Below are 17,889 nucleotides of genomic sequence, written 5' to 3' on the forward strand. Positions count from 1 at the left end.
CAATAGTCTGTTTGAGGTATTACCCAACGCTGACCTTGATTGACTATGACGCCAGGGATTTTCGGTCATCCGGATGGACCAGGCAGCACGACCGTCGCTCCAAGATCGACGTGCTGCCCACCAGCCAGTACTGCCTGTAGGACCGGAAAATCGTCAAGCGTGTCAGGGCCCTGCATCCGGGCCCTGATGCTCAGGCCTGCTTCAAGGCGCCATCGAACGCGGGCGTCAGCCCCGACAACTTCAGCTTGCGGACAAAGTCGCCCAGACGCTGCTGTTTGTAGGCGTCCACGTCCATGTCACGGTAGTCGTAGAAACCCTGGCCATCGCGCAAGCCATTGCGGCCGTTCTGCATGTTGTCGGCGATCACTTGTGGTGACTCGAAACGCGGTGATAGCGCTCCACTCAGGTAACGCGAGGCGTAGTACAAAATGTCGCCGCCACCCCAGTCGATGAACTCAAGCAGGCCCAGCACCGAGAAGCGCAAACCAAAGCCGACGCGCACCGCCGTGTCGATATCTTCTGCGCTGGCCACGCCCTCTTCCACCATCCGTGCCGCTTCGTTCATCACCAGTGCCTGAATGCGCGGCACGATGTAGCCAGCCACCGGGCTGCACACCACGGGCACCTTGCCGATGCGCTTGAGCAGTTGCAGCAGTCGTTCGACCACCTGCGGGCAGGTCGCTTCGCTGCGGCTGACTTCCACCAGCGGCATCAGGTACGCGGGATTGAGCCAGTGCGCGTTCACGAAGCGCGCAGGTGTGCTGACCATTTCGCTCAACTCGGTAACCAGGAAGGTCGAGGTGGTCGACGCGATGATGGTCGACACCGGCACATGCTCGCTGACCCAGGCGAAGGTCTCTTGCTTGACCGCGATGACTTCCGGCACCGCCTCGAACACCAGGTCGCACCTGCGCATTGCATCTGCGGCCTGGGATCTGGATTGCAGCGTCAACCGGGCTATCGCGATGTCGGCCTGTTCCAGCCGGAGCATGCCGAGGCGTACCAGCATCTGCAATTCGTTGCGGATGTTGTTGCGCACACGTTCGAAGTAGCCGTGCCGCTCATCCTCGGCGCGATCCTTGATATCGATGAGGGTGACCGGCAGGCCCGCATGGATGAACGCCAGGGCAATGCCCTCACCCATCCGGCCGGCACCGACCACGCTGACTTGGGGCAGCGCGGCGTTCATCAGTTGTAGCCCCTGGTCAGCAGTTCGGTCATCTGAGCCCGACTCAGCGTGGCCAGACCGAGGTTTTCCAGGGTGCGGCCTTCGGCGTAGAGATCGCGCGCCGCGACGACCGAGGCAATGCTCAGCAGGCCCTGCGCGACCGGCGTCGGCACACCGGCCCAGCGGCCGACGGACACCAGGAAGGACAGGCCCAGGCGGGTGTCTTCGAGCATGTAGCGATGCTTCTGCAGGTCGATGTCCTCGCGCCAGTCACCACTATCGGTCAACTTGCCATGGGCACCGCGACCGTACATCCACTCATCACCTTCGGTGGTGTTGTAGTGGTCAGCGAGGGGAAAGTGCGGCGCGCCGTAGGTCAGTGCTTCACGCACGGCCATGCGTTCGGCATCAAGCTGGTTGGTCACGCGACGAATCGACGGTTGGGTGCCTTCGTTGTGAATGTCCCAGGCCTCGAAATGCTCCAGCGGCCCCGCGTTCATCATGATCAGCGGCGGGTGGATAATGGGGCCTGCGTTCATCAACGCACCGCTCAGGGCGTCTTCAATCGGCTCGACGCTCGGGTAGGCTTCACGCAGCACCGCAAAAGCATGCTCGGACAGGTTGCTGGGGAATACACCGGTCGGCAGGCGGGTGGCGTAGCCGCTGATCACCAGGTCACTGGCGCCATGCTTGCGTACCAGGTACGGCAGCGTACCGGTTTCAGCGAAGGCGACCTTGCTCCGGTTGCCCGCATCGGCCATGGCCTTGGCAAACACGAAACTGCCAAAGGTGCCCGGCGGCAGGAACACCACCTGACCGTCGTGCAGGTGCGGCGCAACATGTTTGGCCAGGTCTTCGTGGGAGGTCGACGGCAGCGGGATGATCACCAGTTGCGCGTCGCCCAGGGCTTCGGCCAGGTCGTCGGTCAGGGACAGCTTGTCGCCCTGCTGGCCGACAGATAACTGGCGAGTGCCCCGGTAGTCCCTGATGGTCAGGCTGCCGATGGCCAGCAGCTCCTTGAGCGCGACGCAGTCTCGACGCCACAGGCGGGTCTGGTGCCCCTTTTCAGCCATTTCGACAGCAGCGGCGTAACAGCCGTGACCACCACCCAGCACGGTAATATTCATGCAGATACTCCTTTTTGTCAGAGACTCGATCCTATCGAGCCGCACCGCCACAGACTCCTCCGATTGCGCAGCCGAATGACGGATTGCGCAGGTGTCTCAATGCTTCTGCCGCCGCAGGGTGTCCGACGGCAGGCAACCATAGCGTTGCCGATAAGCACTGGAGAAATGCCCGAAGCTGTTGATGCCATGACGCAACAGGATATCGGTGACGGTTTCGCCGGCCCTGCCCTGCTTGAGCGACTCGTGGATGACCGCCAGGCGACGATCGCGGATGTACTCGACCGGCGCCTGCTGGAGGAACTGGTTGAAGCCGTTCTGCAAGGTGCGCACCGAGACACCACACAGTTCGCTCAGGGTCGTCAGGCTGATCGGTTCGTCGAGGTGTTCCTCGATGTAGTCACGGGCCTTTTTCACGTGATGCGGCAGCGGCACGCGCGAATCGATCAACAGATCCGCGGAGTAGTTATGCGGCAGCTGCGTGAGCAGCAACTGCATCAGGTATTCGGACAGGCCGCTGGCGAGGCGCGAACCGTCAACGCCGCTGCCGTAGAGCCGGCAGATGTAGTCCAGGGTGTGATAAAGGCTTACGACACCGGCGCCCAGATGGTCGACGCTGATATCAAAGATCACCGACTGGCGCAGGCTGCGGCCGAGCAGGCGTTGCAGCTGCGTCTCCAGGGCATCACGGTCGACGCGCAGGATCAGGTTGCGGCACTCGCCATCGGTGACGATGCGGCTTTGCGCGAACGGCGAGGAAACGCTCAGGTAGCCCGACTGCATCGCCGCGCTGCGCCGCCCGTGGGCCACTTCGCAATGCCCCTGCAAGGTGATGCGAAACAGGTACTGATCGGCAATGTCGCCGATGGTGATCTCCACCGGCGCGCCATAACGCAGGTCGAGCAGCGCCGAATCGCCGAAGAATACGCCGTTGAGCCGGGTGTAGATCGGCTCGTCACGCAGCACGTTGAAACTGTGCGGGCACAGGTATTGGCTGACCTTGTCCTTGATCTCTCGGTAGTCGGCCGAACTGAGCAGGCTGTGCCGTTCCAGCAGGTGTACGTCATTCAACATCAAGGGTTCTCCTGACGTGGAGCGTCTCGGCCCCGCTCCCTTTGACAGGAGCGAGGCCGAGGCACCAATCGTGGACTATGACCAATCAAGCCCGGGTCGGATACTCCCGGGCATAACTTTCGCGAAAACGACGGCAACCACGCCAGAGCAGCAGCACGGTCAACGCCGATGCACCGGCGATCACCAGCGACATCGACGACCCTACCGCCGCGGGCGATCCGAAGTAGCGGTCGGTCAACAGCGCCACCAGCGTGGTGCCCAGGCCCAAACCCAGCAGATTGCTGATTAGCAGGAACACGGCCGAGACCTGTGCGCGCACCTGGTTCGGTGCGAGGATCTGCATCGCCGCCGTGGACGCCGGCATCGGGAACGAGGCGAAGAACATCGCTGGCACCAACAGGGTCACCGACAGCCACAGTTGATCGACTTGAGAGAACAGCACGGCCGGCACCGCCATGCCGAGGGCGCCGATGACGCCGGTGCGCATGGCTGCGTCCTGATGACCTTTCTTGGCCAGATAATCGGTGAGCCATCCACCGAACAGCACCCCGCCGGTATTGGCCACCAACAGCACGGTGCCGAGCATGTAGCCCGCCTCCATCGGCGACAGGCCGAACTTGCGGATGTACAGCGCCGGGCTCCAGCTCATCAAGCAGAACAAGGCCATGGCGTAAAATGAAAAGCCCAGGTAATGACAGGTGAAGGTGGCGCGGTGGCGAGCGAGGAAGCGCAGGCCATCGCCCATCCCGACCTTCTTGGCCTGCCCCTGCGCATCCACCTGCAGGCCTTTGCGCGCCGGATCGCGCACGGTGAGCCAGATCAACAGGCCCACCAAGATGCCGGGCAGGCCGACAATGAAGAACGCCAGTTGCCAGGCCTTCATCGCGCCGAGTAAGGCGACCTCGATGGTGTTCATGTCCTTGAGCATCGCAATCACATAGCCGCCCACCAGGAAGGCCAGGCCACCACCGACGAACGAGCCGATCGAGTAGATGCCCACCGCGCGGCCGAGTTTCTCCTTGGGGAACATGTCGCTGAACATCGAGTAGGCCGAGGGCGACAGCGCCGCCTCGCCGACACCGACGCCAATGCGGGCGAGGAACATGTGCAGGAAGTTCTTGCTCAGGCCGCACGCTGCAGTCGCCAGGCTCCAGAACACCACGCCGACGGCGATGATCTTCGGTCGGGAGAAGCGGTCGGCCAGATAGGCGATGGGCATGCCCATGAACGCGTAGAACAACGAAAAGGCCAGCCCGTGCAGCAAGCTGAACTGGGTGTCGCTGATCTGCAGGTCGGCTTTGATCGGCTCGATCATCAGCGCCAGGATCTGCCGATCCACGAATGAAAAGATGTAGGCGATCATGCACAGGCCGACCACGTACCACTCGTAAATGTAGGTTTTCTTCTTCTGCAGGACCGCGTTATCGACCTGGATATTCACTAGTGTTTGCTCCTCTTGGAATCCGCTCATGCGCGTAGCGGTGCGCAGAACAACGACTGGAAAGTTGCGGGGCAGATGCAAAGGACAAAGGGTTCGAACATGGTCAGGCCTCTTATTGTTATGGGGGCAAATCCCGGGTGGACCGGGCTTACCAGAACTTCCAGGTGTAGGTCGTGGCGACACGGAATTCGTTGTAGTCGTAGCCGTACTTCTGTTTCACGTCGATGTTGCGCAGGTCCAGCCCCAGGCCTTGCAGCGCCCCGCTCTGGACCACGTAGCTGAGCCCCAGAAAACGTTCGCTTTCCTGGTTGTCGCTCAGGTTGTTGCCACGGTCCCAGTTGGTACCCTTGATATAGCGGGTGTAGAGCTTCAGCCCTGGCACGCCCATCCCGGCAAAGTCATAGCTGTACCGCGCCCCCCAGGACTTTTCATCCGGGCGGACAAACCCCAGGGACGACCAGTGCACCAGGTAAGGTTGCGGGATATAACCGTTCATCGTCGGGAACACGCTGTCACCGAGCATACGCTGGTAACTGAGGCCAAACATGTGGGCGCCTTTGAGCAAAGTGAACAAGGCGCCGTAGGAACGGTTGTCGATCTCACCGTTCAACGCATTGCCATCTTCATTGTTATTGAAGTAGCGCAAGTCAGTTTTAAGTTTGTATCCATTACCCAAGTCAGCCATATGCATCAGGCCGAAATAGTGTTGCTGATAAATGTCGTGCAACACGCCGTAGAAATAACTGGCTTGCAGGTTCTTGGCAATGTCGTAAGTTGCACCGCCGAAGTCCAGGCCGTCACTGTCGAGATTATCGGTGGAACCAAACTTGTACAGCTTCTCGTGGTTGGAAGATTCCCGTGTCACGGCAGACCAGAACCGGCCACCGGTCATCGTCAACCCATCGACTTCCCTGGACTCGACCACGGCCCCTTGATAGATCGTATCCAGTTGCCGACTGGGGTCATCGGACGCCACCGGCAGTTGTGGACGAAGATCACCGACCTTCAATTCGGTCTTGCTGTAGCGCATCTTGAAGGTTGCACCGGCGCGACTGTAGTCATCGGCCGTCTGCTGGTCGCGGACGCTGTACGGCAGCGAACCGTCATTGCCCGACGAATCCAGGCGAACGGCGTACTGCGCATCCACATCAAGGCCGATTGCCAGGGCCGTGTCGGTGTAACCGGAGGTAAACTGCGCATCGAAACCCTGGGACCAACTATGCACTTCAGAAACCGGCGCATTGGTATTGGTGTAGTTACGGTGCAAGTAGAAGTTTCGCGTATCCACTTTCAAGTGACTGTCATCAACAATATCGGCATAGGCTGTCAATGGCGAACAGATAATTCCCAACACACCGGCAATACCGAGCCCACGGCAACATTGATTTACCTGATACATCTAACTTCTCCACATCTGTATGTGCTGGGCACTGTATTTATAGGAGCAGATTCGAACTAAAACTAAAAATGCCGGCAGCCGAACACCGAGCCCTCTTGAGCAGCAAGGCGGATTGCATCAGGGATATAAAGAACGATGGGTTCGAGCATTGTCAGACCTATTGTTGTTATGGGGTAAAGCGCCAGGCGGGCTCAGTGGAACAGCCAGCCAAGAGGACACACCTCTTGTCTACCCAAGGTAAGCGAGTAGGCGCCGCGCCGATATCGAGATGAACAGCATCCGTTGGGGGGAAAACTTCAACCCAGCTAAAGGTTTCCCTTAGTCGACTCAAAAGCGCAGGGCACACGGAGGGAGATGGCAAGCCTGAATTGCATAAGCCTTCCTTAAGCGAGGTCTTGTTGTTGGATGGGCCCTAAGCTAGCGATTGCACTGCCTGCCAACCTCCCCGATTGCGCAGGCGATTCTCCAATTGCGCAGCCTGATGCAGACTGCCTGAGCACTGCAGCCTGCAAGCCCCCCTGCAGCAACAGCACTTCGCCGCGCCATTCGGCGAACTGGAAGCCCATCCCCTGGCGCCGGGCCATCCGGAAGCGCACAAGCTGCTGATGCTGTATCGCAATCTCAAGATGGATATTGCAAAGGCTGGATTGCAGCGCTCCGGGTACCGGCGAACGCACTCGTGCCAAGCCAGCGCCACAGGTTTTCCGCATCCTGCACAGCGCCGTCCACACGCAGCTCTCGCGACTGAAGAACCTCCCTTGGTGTGCGGTCGCCAGTCCACACCTCGGTCAACGCGCGCACGCTAGAGTCCACGACGAGTGTGAGTTCGCGTCCGGGGTCGTCGCGGCACAGATCTGCCACACCATGTTCGACCACGAGCCACCACTCTTGCTCGCCGGACCGCGCGTCGCGGAACCTGAAGTGAATGACCACCGCCCGGGACGGGAACATCTCGATGCGCGCGAACCGGCGCACGTCCCACATGAGCAGGCCCGCGTCGAGTTCGTTATCGCGAAGGCGACTACCTATCCAACGCGCGCCCCAATGCCCTAGCGCCATGATGATGGGGCGCAGTTCCTCGCCTGCCTCGGTCAGGCTGTACTCCCAGACTTTGCCCGTGGCCGTGCGATGTACGACACCGATATCTTCCAGGTGGCGCAGCCGCTGTGCCAGCAAGCTGGTGGACATCCGTGGTACGCCGCGGTGCAGTTCATTGAAGCGCTTACTGCCGCACAGCAGTTCGCGCACGACCAAAGGCGTCCAGCGCTCGCACAGTGCTTCAGCACCGCGCGCGACCGTACAGAACTGACCGTAGCTTTCATCCATTGCCTGTCCTCCGCACATACAACGCTTCAGATTCTGAACTAGCCTCGCGGTATCGCCACGTGCACGCTGAAACCTGCCAAAGCCACCGTATCAGGAGAACGCCATGACCAAGATAGCCATCATTCAGCGGCCGCCAGTGCTGCTCGATCGCAGCGCGACGATCGCCCGAGCCGTGCAATCGGTCGCTGAGGCTGCGGCGGCTGGAGCCTCGTTGGTTGTTTTACCCGAATCGTTCATTCCAGGTTACCCGTCGTGGATCTGGCGGCTGGCGGCGGGAAAAGACGGGGCTTTAATGGGCCAGTTACACACGCGTCTGCTGGCCAACGCCGTTGATATCGCGAACGGTGACCTGAACGAATTGTGCGAGGTCGCCAGCGCTCATGCCGTGACAATCGTATGCGGCATAAATGAATGCGAGCGGCGCAATGGAGGCGGCACGCTCTACAACAGCGTAGTCGTTATCGGTACGAACGGTGAAGTGCTCAACCGGCATCGCAAGCTGATGCCAACGAACCCCGAGCGCATGGTCCATGGTTTCGGTGATGCGTCGGGGTTGCGTACGGTCGATACACCCGTCGGCCGCATTGGTGCGCTCATCTGCTGGGAAAACTACATGCCCCTGGCGCGCTATTCATTGTATGCCCAGGGAGTGGAAATCTATGTCGCCCCCACGTACGACACCGGCGATGGCTGGATCAGCACGATGCGTCACATTGCACTGGAAGGTCGATGCTGGGTGATCGGCAGTGGCACCTCGTTGCGTGGCAGCGACATTCCCGATGATTTTCCGGCTCGCATGCAACTGTTTCCCGATCCGCAAGAGTGGATCAACGATGGCGACTCGGTGGTGGTCAACCCTCAAGGCCGGATCACAGCCGGTCCATTACACCGTGAGGCAGGCATTCTGTATGCGGACATCGACACCTCACTCGTGGCGCCAGCGCGACGGACGCTCGACGTCACCGGGCATTATGCGCGCCCTGACATTTTTGAACTGCAGGTGCGACGCACGCCGGCGACAGCGGTGCGCCTCATCGACGAGTGACGCTAACCAACGCTCAGGCGATCCATCCCAACTTCGACGGTATGTGTAATAACTGATGAAGGAGTCATTCCATGAGCATCCAAAGGTCTTACAAAGGCTGTTGTTTTTGCGGCGCAGTCGAGTTCACCGTCAGCGGTGAGCCGGCCGCAATGGGCTATTGCCATTGCGAGTCGTGTCGACATTGGTCAGCAGCGCCGGTCAACGCCTTCACGCTGTGGAAACCCGAGGCGGTGCAAGTAACTCGGGGGGCTGACAACATTGGTACCTACAACAAGACACCGCAGAGTTATCGCAAATGGTGCAAGAGTTGCGGCGGACACCTCTTTACCGAACACCCTGGGATGGGGCTCATCGACGTGTATGCCGCTGTCATCCCGGATCTCGCGTATTCGCCAGGGGTTCACGTGCACTATCAGGAGGCAAGGCTACGCATCAAAGACGGGTTGCCCAAGCTGAAGGATGTCCCCAGCGAATTAGGAGGATCGGGCGTCAGCATGGACGAATAGCGCCAGCACGCTAGCGTGCGGCGATCCAACCTTGCCTGATTACGCCAGTTGCCATCTGTTCGGCAATGTCATGACTACCGGTTAACTGAAATCCAGGCCGCGTAGTTTTTCTTCGCGCATGCCGGCTTGAGTATGGACATTCAGGCGGCAGCCATTAATTCCATTGGTTATGTGGGTGAGGAGCATTCGTTCTATTGCGCGCGGCATGGGTGGCTAATCTACGGAGGTTGAGGGGGGCAACCGTCAGGAAGGTGCAACCATATGGACGAAAATCCGATCGAAACCGACTATCTGATCATCGGGGCTGGCGCGACGGCCATGGCCTTCGTCGATACGCTACTCAAGGAAACGAATGCACGTATCGTGATGGTGGATCGACACGGTCGACCTGGCGGGCACTGGAATGATGCCTACCCCTTTGTCCGATTGCACCAGCCCTCGGCCTTCTATGGCGTCAACTCACGGGAACTGGGCAGCGGAACGAAGGACACGACGGCGCTGAACGAGGGCTTGTATGAGCTAGCCTCCGGCGCCGAGGTGATGAGCTACTTCGACCAGGTGATGAATCAGCAGTTTCTGCCGTCAGGTCAGGTCCGTTACTTCCCCATGTGCGACTACACCGGCGACCGCATTGACGACCACCGGTTTACCTCGCTGATCAGCGGCGTAAGCCATCAGGTGCGGGTGCACAAAAAGGTGGTGGACGCCACCCATGCCCAGACGGCTGTGCCCTCGACCCACCCGCCCAGATACAAGGTGGAGCCCGGTGTGCAATGCGTGCCACTGAACGACCTGCCGAAGATCCGGCACCCACACACTGGCTACGTAGTGGTGGGATCGGGCAAGACCGGGATCGACGCCTGCCTGTGGTGCCTGCAAAACGGTGTTGCGCCCGAAAAAATCTGCTGGATCATGCCGAACGATCCGTGGTTGATCGACCGGGCCAACTTGCAACCCGGCCTCGACAGCTTCGAACGAACAATCGGCGGCCTCACGGCACAGTTCGACGCTATCGCAGCCGCGGACTCGATCCCGGACCTGTTCTCCAGGCTTGAGGCGGCGGGCCAGCTCTTGCGCATGGATACGTCCGTCGAACCCACCGCTTACCGCTGCGCCACCGTCACTCAAGCGGAAATGCGCGAGCTTCGACGCATCGACAATATTGTGCGCCTGGGGAGAGTGAGCGTTATCGAGCCAACGCGCATCGTGCTCGAGCAGGGCAGCATCGCCACAAGCCCAAATGCTCTGCACATTGATTGCAGCGCCAGTGCCATCCCGACACTCCCCGAAATGCAGGTATTCGACGGCGACAAGATCAACCTGTTGATGGTAAGCAGCTGCCAACCCTTGTTCAGCGCGGCCTTGATCGCTTATGTGGAAAGCCACCTGGACGATCAAGCACAAATGAACGCGTTTTGCACAATGGTCCCCCCGCCTCACGTCCCCACGGACTGGATCAGAATCTGGGCGGTCTACCTGGGTAACCAACTACGCTGGGGAGAGCATGAAGGTCTGTCCCGCTGGATCAGGCAGTCGCGTTTGTACTTCATGACGGCGGTGGTCAGGGGCTTGCAAGAAACCGACACCGAGAAACTGGCACAGCTGCATCGGCTCGCTGTCAGCAGACAACAGGCTCTGACGAATCTGCCGCGTTTGCTGGAGGCCATCGCTTGAATCGCAGGAAGCGCACATGAACGAGCCACACCTCGAACTGCTCGACATCAATGGCATCCGTATGCAGGTCGCCATCCAGGGCTCCGGTCCCTTGGTCTTGCTATGCCACGGATTCCCGGAGCTGGGGTACTCGTGGCGCAACCAGCTTGCTGCGCTGGCGGCCGCCGGCTACAGAGCGGTAGCGCCCGACATGCGCGGCTGTGGCGGCACAGATGCGCCGGCCGAACCCGACGCCTACACCACGCTCCATCTGGTAGGCGACATGGTCGAACTGGTCCACGCTCTCGGCGAACAGCAAGCCGTGATCGTCGGCCATGACTGGGGGGCGCTGGTGGCCTGGAGCGCAGCATTGATGCGACCCGATCTGTTCCGCGCGGTGGTCGGCATGAGCGTTCCCTTCTCGCCACCGGCGCGCGTGGAGCTCCTCAGTGCGCTTGCCTCGCGGGGTATCAGCGACTTCTACATCCAGTATTTCCAGACGCCGGGTGTGGCCGAGGCCGAGCTGGAAAGGGACGTCGAGTCGTCGATCCGGCGCATCTACTTCAGTGGCTCGGGTGACGGACCCGATTGGCCTGTGTTCGGCCAGCTGAAGCCGGGCCAGGGCTTCCTGGGCGCGATGGTCGAGCCCGAAACCCTGCCAGTCTGGCTAAGCCTTGAGGACATTGCCTATTACACCCGCGAATTCACCCGCAGCGGATTTCGCGGCGGCTTGAACTGGTACCGCAACATGACGCGCTCATGGGCGCTTCTGGCACCTTGGCGCGGTTGCATTATCCGGCAGCCGTCGATGTTCATTGCCGGGAGCCGCGACGGCGTGCTGAAGTTTCCCGGCTCCCCGCGGCAGATCGAAGCCTTCGCGCAGACACTGCCGGGACTGCGCGGGAGTCATATCCTCGAAGGTGCAGGCCACTGGATACAGCAAGAGCGCGCGACAGAGGTCAATGAGCTGCTACTGGGCTTCCTGAAGGAACTCTGAATGGATTTAAAACTGGAGGGAACCATGAGCAATCTCATCGCCACCGACGAGTCACCTGAAGCCGTTCGCCTCATGGTCAGGGTTTACGCCTACTTGCTACTCGCAGGATTTGCGTTTGTTCCGGCCTATCTGATTGGGTACTTGTACTTTTTTCAGGACCCCACGCTTACATTCGAGAATCACCTGTTCCATATAGTTGCGATCACGACAGCCACCCTGGCCGGCTCGTTTGTTACGTACGTAACGTGGCGCTGCTATCAGTCATCGGGAGATCCGCTGCTGCGATGGATGACGCTTGGTTTTCTCGGCTTTGTACTGATCTATGCATTGCATGGCGCATTCACCGGGCAAGCACACAACAATATCTGGCTCTTCCTGCTTTATGGACCGGCCTCTCGCCTGGTCATGTCGATTCTGCTGTTAGTCGGAATGCTGTCGTACCACCGCCCACCTGTTGCCGCGGACCAACGAATGAAGGCCCGCCCGTGGTTGACCTGGATAGGACTGTTCCTGCTGGTCGACGTGGCAGTGGCGTACGTCGCGAATTCGCCAATCGCCAGCAATCTCGCGGTGCGCCTGTCGATGGAAGGTGGTGCCCTCGTTCTTTCCACATTGACCGTGACAATACTCCTGCTGCGCCGTATCCGTTCGCCGCTGATGACCATTTTTATCGTCTCGGTCACCGCGTTCGCGCTGTCCTCTCTTGCCTTCATCCTTGCACGTCCCTGGAACCATATGTGGTGGCTCGCTCACGCGATCTTCGCCGGTGGATTCTTCATGTTGAGCTATGGGGTAGTGCAAGCGTTCCTCACCACGCGGTCGTTTTCGAAGATTTACAGCCAGGAGGAGTTGATGGTGCGTCTTGCCGAAGCGATGGCGTATGCCGAGAGCGCCCTGCAGGAACTCCAGCGCACCAATCAAGAGCTCGGGCACCTTGCGGCGACCGATCCACTGACCGGCGCTGATAATCGGCGTCGGTTCATGGAGCGGGTCGAAGTCGAAATGGGCCGGACCAACCGCGGCGGTGCGCCGTTCTCCGTGTTGGCACTCGATCTGGATAATTTCAAGTCCATCAACGATCGCTTCGGGCATCAGGTTGGCGATGACATCCTGAAGAGTTTCGTGGAGAAATGCCTCGATTCGATCCGCCCGTATGACGGTGTAGCCCGAGTGGGCGGGGAGGAATTCATGATACTGCTGCCTCAGACTTCACTTGAAGGCGCGCACGAAATCGCTGAGCGTCTGCGAAGCACCGTTGCAAATAGTGTTTTCCATGGCCAGCAGCGGTCAACCGTGGTCACAGTGAGCATCGGCGTATCGCAATCCGGTCGCGATGGCGACACCATCGAGGCAATTCTGCGTACAGCCGATCAACGCCTGTATCACGCTAAACACGAAGGCCGTAACCGTGTGGTCACTACCTCCAAAACCAGCCTCCAACCTATTCCTTGACCATCGTCTCGATGTCGCTGAAAGCGTCGGCACCGATACCCCGTGTCAGTGTTTCGGACTGTGCGACAGATTTAAGAAAAGTCGCAAACCCCACTATGCTTCGGGACTTGCGACTCATTGGTGATACGCCCCTCAAGCTCCCGGGACGTTTTCTACGGCCAGGCCAACCATGTTCATTGCGGAACGTGCAGGCCTAGTTGTGTACCTCAACCGCGTCGAAATCCGGGGCGTCTGGGGCGTCTGGTGCGTCAGCCACATCGTCTCGGGCATCTTTCGCCTCAACTTTGGCTGCCTCTCTGGCTGCTTTCGCGTCACCTTTGGCTGTGTCCCTGGCTGCATCTGCAGAAGCTTTGGCAGCATCTCTGGCTGCATCTGCGTCTGCCTTGGCGGCGTCCCTGGCTGCATCTGCAGCGGCCCTGGCAGCATCTCTGGTTGCATCTGCGCCGGCTACGCCAGCAGCTTTTGCGGCGTCTCTGGCTGCATCCGCCTCAGCTCTGGCGGCGTCTCTGGTTGCATTTGCAGTAGCTTTTGCCGCATCCCGCGCTGTATCTGCGTCGTTTTTGGCAGCGTCCCGGGTTGCATCTGCGGCATCGTTGTTATTGTCATGCGCTTTGCCCGGGCCTTTGTTCCCGGCAACACCACCATGGTCAGCGTCGCCGCGCCCCGGGCCTCCATGACCATCACCGTCATGGCCTGCAGCACCATGATCGCCACCCTCTCCGTGGTCGCCACCGTGACCGCCGCTTCCGGAGCCACCGCCACCACCGTGACCACCGCCTCCGGAACCGCCACCACCGCCGTGACCGCCACCGCCACCGCCACCGCCTCCGCCTCCGCCGCTACCACCACCGCCGCTGCCGCTGCCGCTGCCGCCATCTTTGGCATACGCGCTGGAGAAACTACCGATGTAATCGGGCACCAGGACAGTCGATGCCGACAGGACTGCGCCAATTGCCAGAGCCAATAAACATTTTTTGAGCTGCATGTTGCAACCTCCGCTTGGAGTTGCGTCGTTATCTCCGTATCGAACGCAATGTCCAGTGAGTTCCCGGCCGCCCATTGGAGCGGCCAGCCAACCGGCACGGTCATAAATCTGCAGCATTAACGAGCAACTGCGGTTTCCGCACGATCCTTCAAAGCCAGTCAGTAACGTTGCGCGGGAAATATTCCCACGTTTATGTTAGATGAGTGCTTTCAGCCCGAGTTCAAAAAATGAGTATCAGGACCAAAGCGTGCGTTGAGCAAAAACTTCAACCTGACCCATTGGAGCATCGCCCCTCAGCCGATCGGCATTCGCGACAGGTAGCAATCGGCCATAAACGCTCATTCACAGCGGGTGTATCCCCCGAACGTCGAGACCATTCACTGCGAAAGGGGTAAATTCGGTGGGGCCTTGCGCCAGTCGTGTCTATAATTTTTCAGATATCGGCCCTATTGGTCAGTGAATACAAATGCCCGCAGATGACGAGTCGCTGCCCAGTTCTGACGTTCTCTTCGACGAAGCTGACTGCGGCTTACTGCTTACCGCAGAAAATGGCGAGATCGCACAGGTCAACCTGACGTTCTGCCGCTGGTTAGGCTACCGGCGAGACGAGCTGCTCGGTCGTCACATCCAGGACTTGATGAGCCTCGAGGGAAGGACGTTCCACAAGATGTACTGGGCCCCCCTTCATGCAGATACAGGGCGTAGTGGCTGAGGTGAAGTTCGATCTCGTTCACTACAACGGACATTCCATTCCAATGATGCTCAGCGCCATCAGCTGTGAGCATTCTGCTGGCATATTTCATGAAATGACGCTGTTCAAAGCCGCGGATAGCCAAAGGTACGAGCGCGACCTGCTCAATGCCCGAATGCTTGCCGAAAGGCATTTGGCGAAACACCTCAAGGACCAACGCGTACTGGATATGACCCAGGACAAGTTGCGTATCACGTACGCCGCGGCTGAGGACAGGGCTCTGTTCGCCGAGCAGCTTATCGGGATTGTCAGTCATGACCTGCGCAACCCGTTGTCGGCCATAAAACTGGCGGCGGAACTGCTGGGCCGCAGAGAAATGGATGCCAAACAGGTCCAGATACTTGGCCACATCACCCATTCGGCTGAGCGTGCGCAGCGCCTGGTGGCCGATCTGCTGGATTTCACCTTGACTCAGGTCGGACGAGGTATCTCAGTCCTGCCCAAACCCGTCGATTTACACGAACTGGTGGCCGATTGCCTGGACGAGTTGAGCCTGGCCTTTCCCGGGCATAAGTTGACCCATCTGAGGTATGGGCAAGGTGATTTTTCTGCAGACAGTGATCGGCTCTATCAGCTCATCGGCAACCTGGTCGCCAATGCAGTCGCCTACGGCGCCGCCGATAGCGAAGTCACCGTTTCTACACGCATTGAAGATCAAGCGGTCGTTATTACCGTGCACAATTTTGGCACCCCGATACCTGAGGTGTTGCTTGGGGATTTGTTCGAGCCGATGATCCGAGGCAGTCATGACAATGCCGAACTCAGAAGTGTCGGGTTGGGTCTGTTCATCGTTCGGGAGATCGTAAAGGCGCACAATGGCGAAGTGGCTGTCACTTCTACTCTCACCACCGGTACAACATTCACTGCAACCTTTCCTCGCACTTTAAATTAGCTTGGAATCGCCCCTCCATTGCTAGCCGACGATAGCCCGGCGTGACTGGCCGCACTTGGTTGTGGATTCAACCGGTTGAACCCACAACCAAGTGCGGCTTCTCAATCACTGATCCGCAGAACCCGCTACGGCGAAAATGTTGCAGGGCACTTGATACAGAACATGCTCCGTCGTACTGCCCACCCATTTGCCCAGTCCCTTGCGATGCGCATTTCCCATGACGATCACATCGGCCCGGTGATGCGCTGCAAAGTCGGCCAGCGCTTTGCCAGGCGGCCCTGCAACGAAGTGTTGCCGCTCAGTGGGCACTCCATAGTGGTCGGCCAATGCGATAAATGACTTTTGCAGTGACTTGCGTACATCGCTGCTGAAGCCTGGCATCGTCACTGCACCAGCGCCTGCGTCGGATATATGTGTCAGCGATAGATCGTAGGCATACAGCAGATGCAACTCTGCGTTGCATTGCATCGACAACCCGTTCGCCGCCTGGATGATGCGGTCGTTGATGCCAGTGATCTGAGTCTCGGGTTGTGACGGATCAACTGCCGCCACTACCACCCGTGGAAGTGGACACCTGAGTTCGCTGACCAGATGCACAGCCACCGGACATTCGCGCAACAAGTGCCAATCCAGAGGCGTAATGAAAACGCGTTTGAGCGCTGACTCGTGTTGCACGTCCTTGATAACCAGATCCGGTTGCATTTCTGCCACATGCCGAAGTATTTCCTGCAGCGCGGTGCGCGTAACAATCACTTCGGTGCTCACTGCAACTCCGCGTCCGCGGATTAGATCAGCCTCATCCTTCAGCCACTTTTCGTTTTCTTGCTGACAGGCCTCACGAAAGCGCGCACCGGCGCTCATCAAACCCAAGAGGTGGGAGTCTTCGATAAACACCGTGATATGCAGCGCTGCGCCAGTGGCTTCGGCAATGGCGACAGCTCGCTCCAATGCCGGGGTGTGACGCATGACTGGACCGGCTATCAGAAAGATTCGTTGATATTGGCTCATGTAACACCTCCAAATGCTCCGGGATATCTAGCTCCCCCAGCGCTCTCGTCTGTCACACCACCGACGATTTACTATCGCCTCAACTATCTGGATCGACACTATCAATATACGCCTGGATGCCATCAACCCCCTACTTGGCCGAGTCCACTTTTTCAACGGAATTGACCGAACGCTGCCGGTCGCCGTCGCCAATATTCGACCCAAAGCCCACTGTCAGTGCGTTGTATTTGAGTCGCCCCGATTTACTGGACGCATGACCAGTTGAATCCCCTGTCGTTTACCGCTGTTCACTAAAGACATTAAAACCGCCAGGAACGGTTCTCGTGAAAGCGAACCTCAAAGGGGCCGCACGCTGGCGTCGTTAGCTATTTAAGCAGTGGCCCCTAGAACTTTTCTCTATTTATCGGTCTATGTGGATAGCCACATCCATTCGGTAAACGCGAACCCGCAGGCTCCCTCGCAGCTGGATGGCCACACGCCCACAAATCAACCAGAGGTTGTCTTCGCTCATGAAATTCCATGACCCACGGATGGTGCTCTTCGGCCTGTTCGCGTTCGCGGCAGTGGGCTCGGCATCAGCAACACAGATGAAGACCTCAACCCCTGTTTTCGCGCCTGAAGTCGTAGCAGTTCAGGTGCCGGCCCAGACTGTCGGCAATCCTTGGCCGACCTTGGCCAGCATGGTCGACAAGCAGCCAGGGCCATTGCTTGCCCATGACGACCGATACTGGCATGACGGCCGCTGGCACTCTCGTAGAGACGATTGGCGCCGTGACGACTGGCGTAGAGATAACTGGCGCAGAGAGCAGGCCCGCCGCGAAGCAGAACGCCAACGTTATTGGGAACGCCACCATGATCGGGCCATGCGGCACCGCTATGAAGATGATCGCCGCTACTATCGTCGCTAGTGCGACGCCAAGGGCAATTCGCCTGTAACACGGGCATGCACTGGTTGTAGAAGCTGGCTAGAAACGTCGACGAGGTACGAGCGACTCCCTTTCGCCCTCCTCGCCGGCGTGAAAAGCGATATGCAAACGATCATTGTTTTGCTGCCGCCCTCCTCCAGTT

General features: G+C 59.1%; 14 protein-coding genes and 1 pseudogene. 8 read left to right on the plus strand and 7 right to left on the minus strand.

Annotated elements, in window-relative coordinates; all coding sequences use genetic code 11:
- Window positions 1-190: 190 nt before the first annotated feature.
- The 6 genes from AC3WTM_RS21395 to AC3WTM_RS21420 form a co-directional block, all read right to left on the minus strand.
- Window positions 191-1,189, minus strand: coding sequence for a 3-hydroxybutyryl-CoA dehydrogenase (locus tag AC3WTM_RS21395; RefSeq protein ID WP_102672422.1), 999 nt, complete (start codon window positions 1,187-1,189; stop codon window positions 191-193).
- Window positions 1,189-2,295: an NAD/NADP-dependent octopine/nopaline dehydrogenase family protein gene (locus tag AC3WTM_RS21400; RefSeq protein WP_102672421.1), complete on the minus strand. Its 1,107-nt coding sequence runs from the start codon at window positions 2,293-2,295 to the stop codon at window positions 1,189-1,191. The genes AC3WTM_RS21395 and AC3WTM_RS21400 overlap by 1 nt, the downstream gene beginning before the upstream one ends.
- 96 nt (window positions 2,296-2,391) lie before the next feature.
- Complete coding sequence (locus AC3WTM_RS21405) at window positions 2,392-3,366, minus strand: AraC family transcriptional regulator (RefSeq protein WP_102672420.1); 975 nt, start codon at window positions 3,364-3,366, stop codon at window positions 2,392-2,394.
- Window positions 3,367-3,451: 85 nt separating this feature from the next.
- On the minus strand, window positions 3,452-4,807 hold the full coding sequence (locus AC3WTM_RS21410; RefSeq protein WP_102672419.1) for a spinster family MFS transporter: 1,356 nt from the start codon (window positions 4,805-4,807) through the stop codon (window positions 3,452-3,454).
- A gap of 148 nt (window positions 4,808-4,955) precedes the next feature.
- On the minus strand, window positions 4,956-6,206 hold the full coding sequence (locus AC3WTM_RS21415; protein ID WP_102672418.1) for an OprD family outer membrane porin: 1,251 nt from the start codon (window positions 6,204-6,206) through the stop codon (window positions 4,956-4,958).
- A 621-nt stretch (window positions 6,207-6,827) separates the two neighbouring features.
- Window positions 6,828-7,532 (minus strand): winged helix-turn-helix transcriptional regulator, encoded by a 705-nt coding sequence (locus AC3WTM_RS21420; RefSeq protein WP_102672417.1) that lies wholly within the window; start codon window positions 7,530-7,532, stop codon window positions 6,828-6,830.
- A 103-nt stretch (window positions 7,533-7,635) separates the two neighbouring features.
- Here AC3WTM_RS21420 and AC3WTM_RS21425 point away from each other — a divergent pair, with 103 nt between their 5' ends.
- The 7 genes and pseudogenes from AC3WTM_RS21425 (at window position 7,636) to AC3WTM_RS21455 (ending at window position 15,813) form a co-directional block, all read left to right on the plus strand.
- Complete coding sequence (locus AC3WTM_RS21425) at window positions 7,636-8,577, plus strand: carbon-nitrogen hydrolase family protein (RefSeq protein WP_102672416.1); 942 nt, start codon at window positions 7,636-7,638, stop codon at window positions 8,575-8,577.
- Between the two features lie 71 nt (window positions 8,578-8,648).
- Entirely contained in the window at window positions 8,649-9,083 is a 435-nt protein-coding gene (locus AC3WTM_RS21430) for a GFA family protein (protein WP_102672415.1), read from the plus strand.
- Between the two features lie 261 nt (window positions 9,084-9,344).
- Complete coding sequence (locus tag AC3WTM_RS21435) at window positions 9,345-10,757, plus strand: FAD/NAD(P)-binding protein (RefSeq protein WP_102672414.1); 1,413 nt, start codon at window positions 9,345-9,347, stop codon at window positions 10,755-10,757.
- 16 nt (window positions 10,758-10,773) lie between these two features.
- On the plus strand, window positions 10,774-11,733 hold the full coding sequence (locus AC3WTM_RS21440; RefSeq protein ID WP_102672413.1) for an alpha/beta fold hydrolase: 960 nt from the start codon (window positions 10,774-10,776) through the stop codon (window positions 11,731-11,733).
- 24 nt (window positions 11,734-11,757) lie between these two features.
- Entirely contained in the window at window positions 11,758-13,185 is a 1,428-nt protein-coding gene (locus AC3WTM_RS21445; RefSeq protein WP_102672436.1) for a GGDEF domain-containing protein, read from the plus strand.
- 604 nt (window positions 13,186-13,789) lie between these two features.
- Window positions 13,790-14,152 (plus strand): hypothetical protein, encoded by a 363-nt coding sequence (locus AC3WTM_RS21450; RefSeq protein WP_492587646.1) that lies wholly within the window; start codon window positions 13,790-13,792, stop codon window positions 14,150-14,152.
- A gap of 484 nt (window positions 14,153-14,636) precedes the next feature.
- A pseudogene (locus AC3WTM_RS21455) lies at window positions 14,637-15,813 on the plus strand (PAS domain-containing sensor histidine kinase).
- Window positions 15,814-15,918: 105 nt separating this feature from the next.
- Here AC3WTM_RS21455 and AC3WTM_RS21460 read toward each other — a convergent pair.
- Window positions 15,919-16,821, minus strand: coding sequence for a universal stress protein (locus AC3WTM_RS21460; RefSeq protein ID WP_102672328.1), 903 nt, complete (start codon window positions 16,819-16,821; stop codon window positions 15,919-15,921).
- Between the two features lie 509 nt (window positions 16,822-17,330).
- On the opposite strand from AC3WTM_RS21460, the gene AC3WTM_RS21465 reads away from it, so the two are divergent.
- Window positions 17,331-17,729, plus strand: coding sequence for a hypothetical protein (locus AC3WTM_RS21465; protein WP_102672329.1), 399 nt, complete (start codon window positions 17,331-17,333; stop codon window positions 17,727-17,729).
- Window positions 17,730-17,889 lie beyond the last annotated feature (160 nt).

It is taken from the genome of Pseudomonas sp. EU05-FHT14B02 (assembly GCF_058791055.1).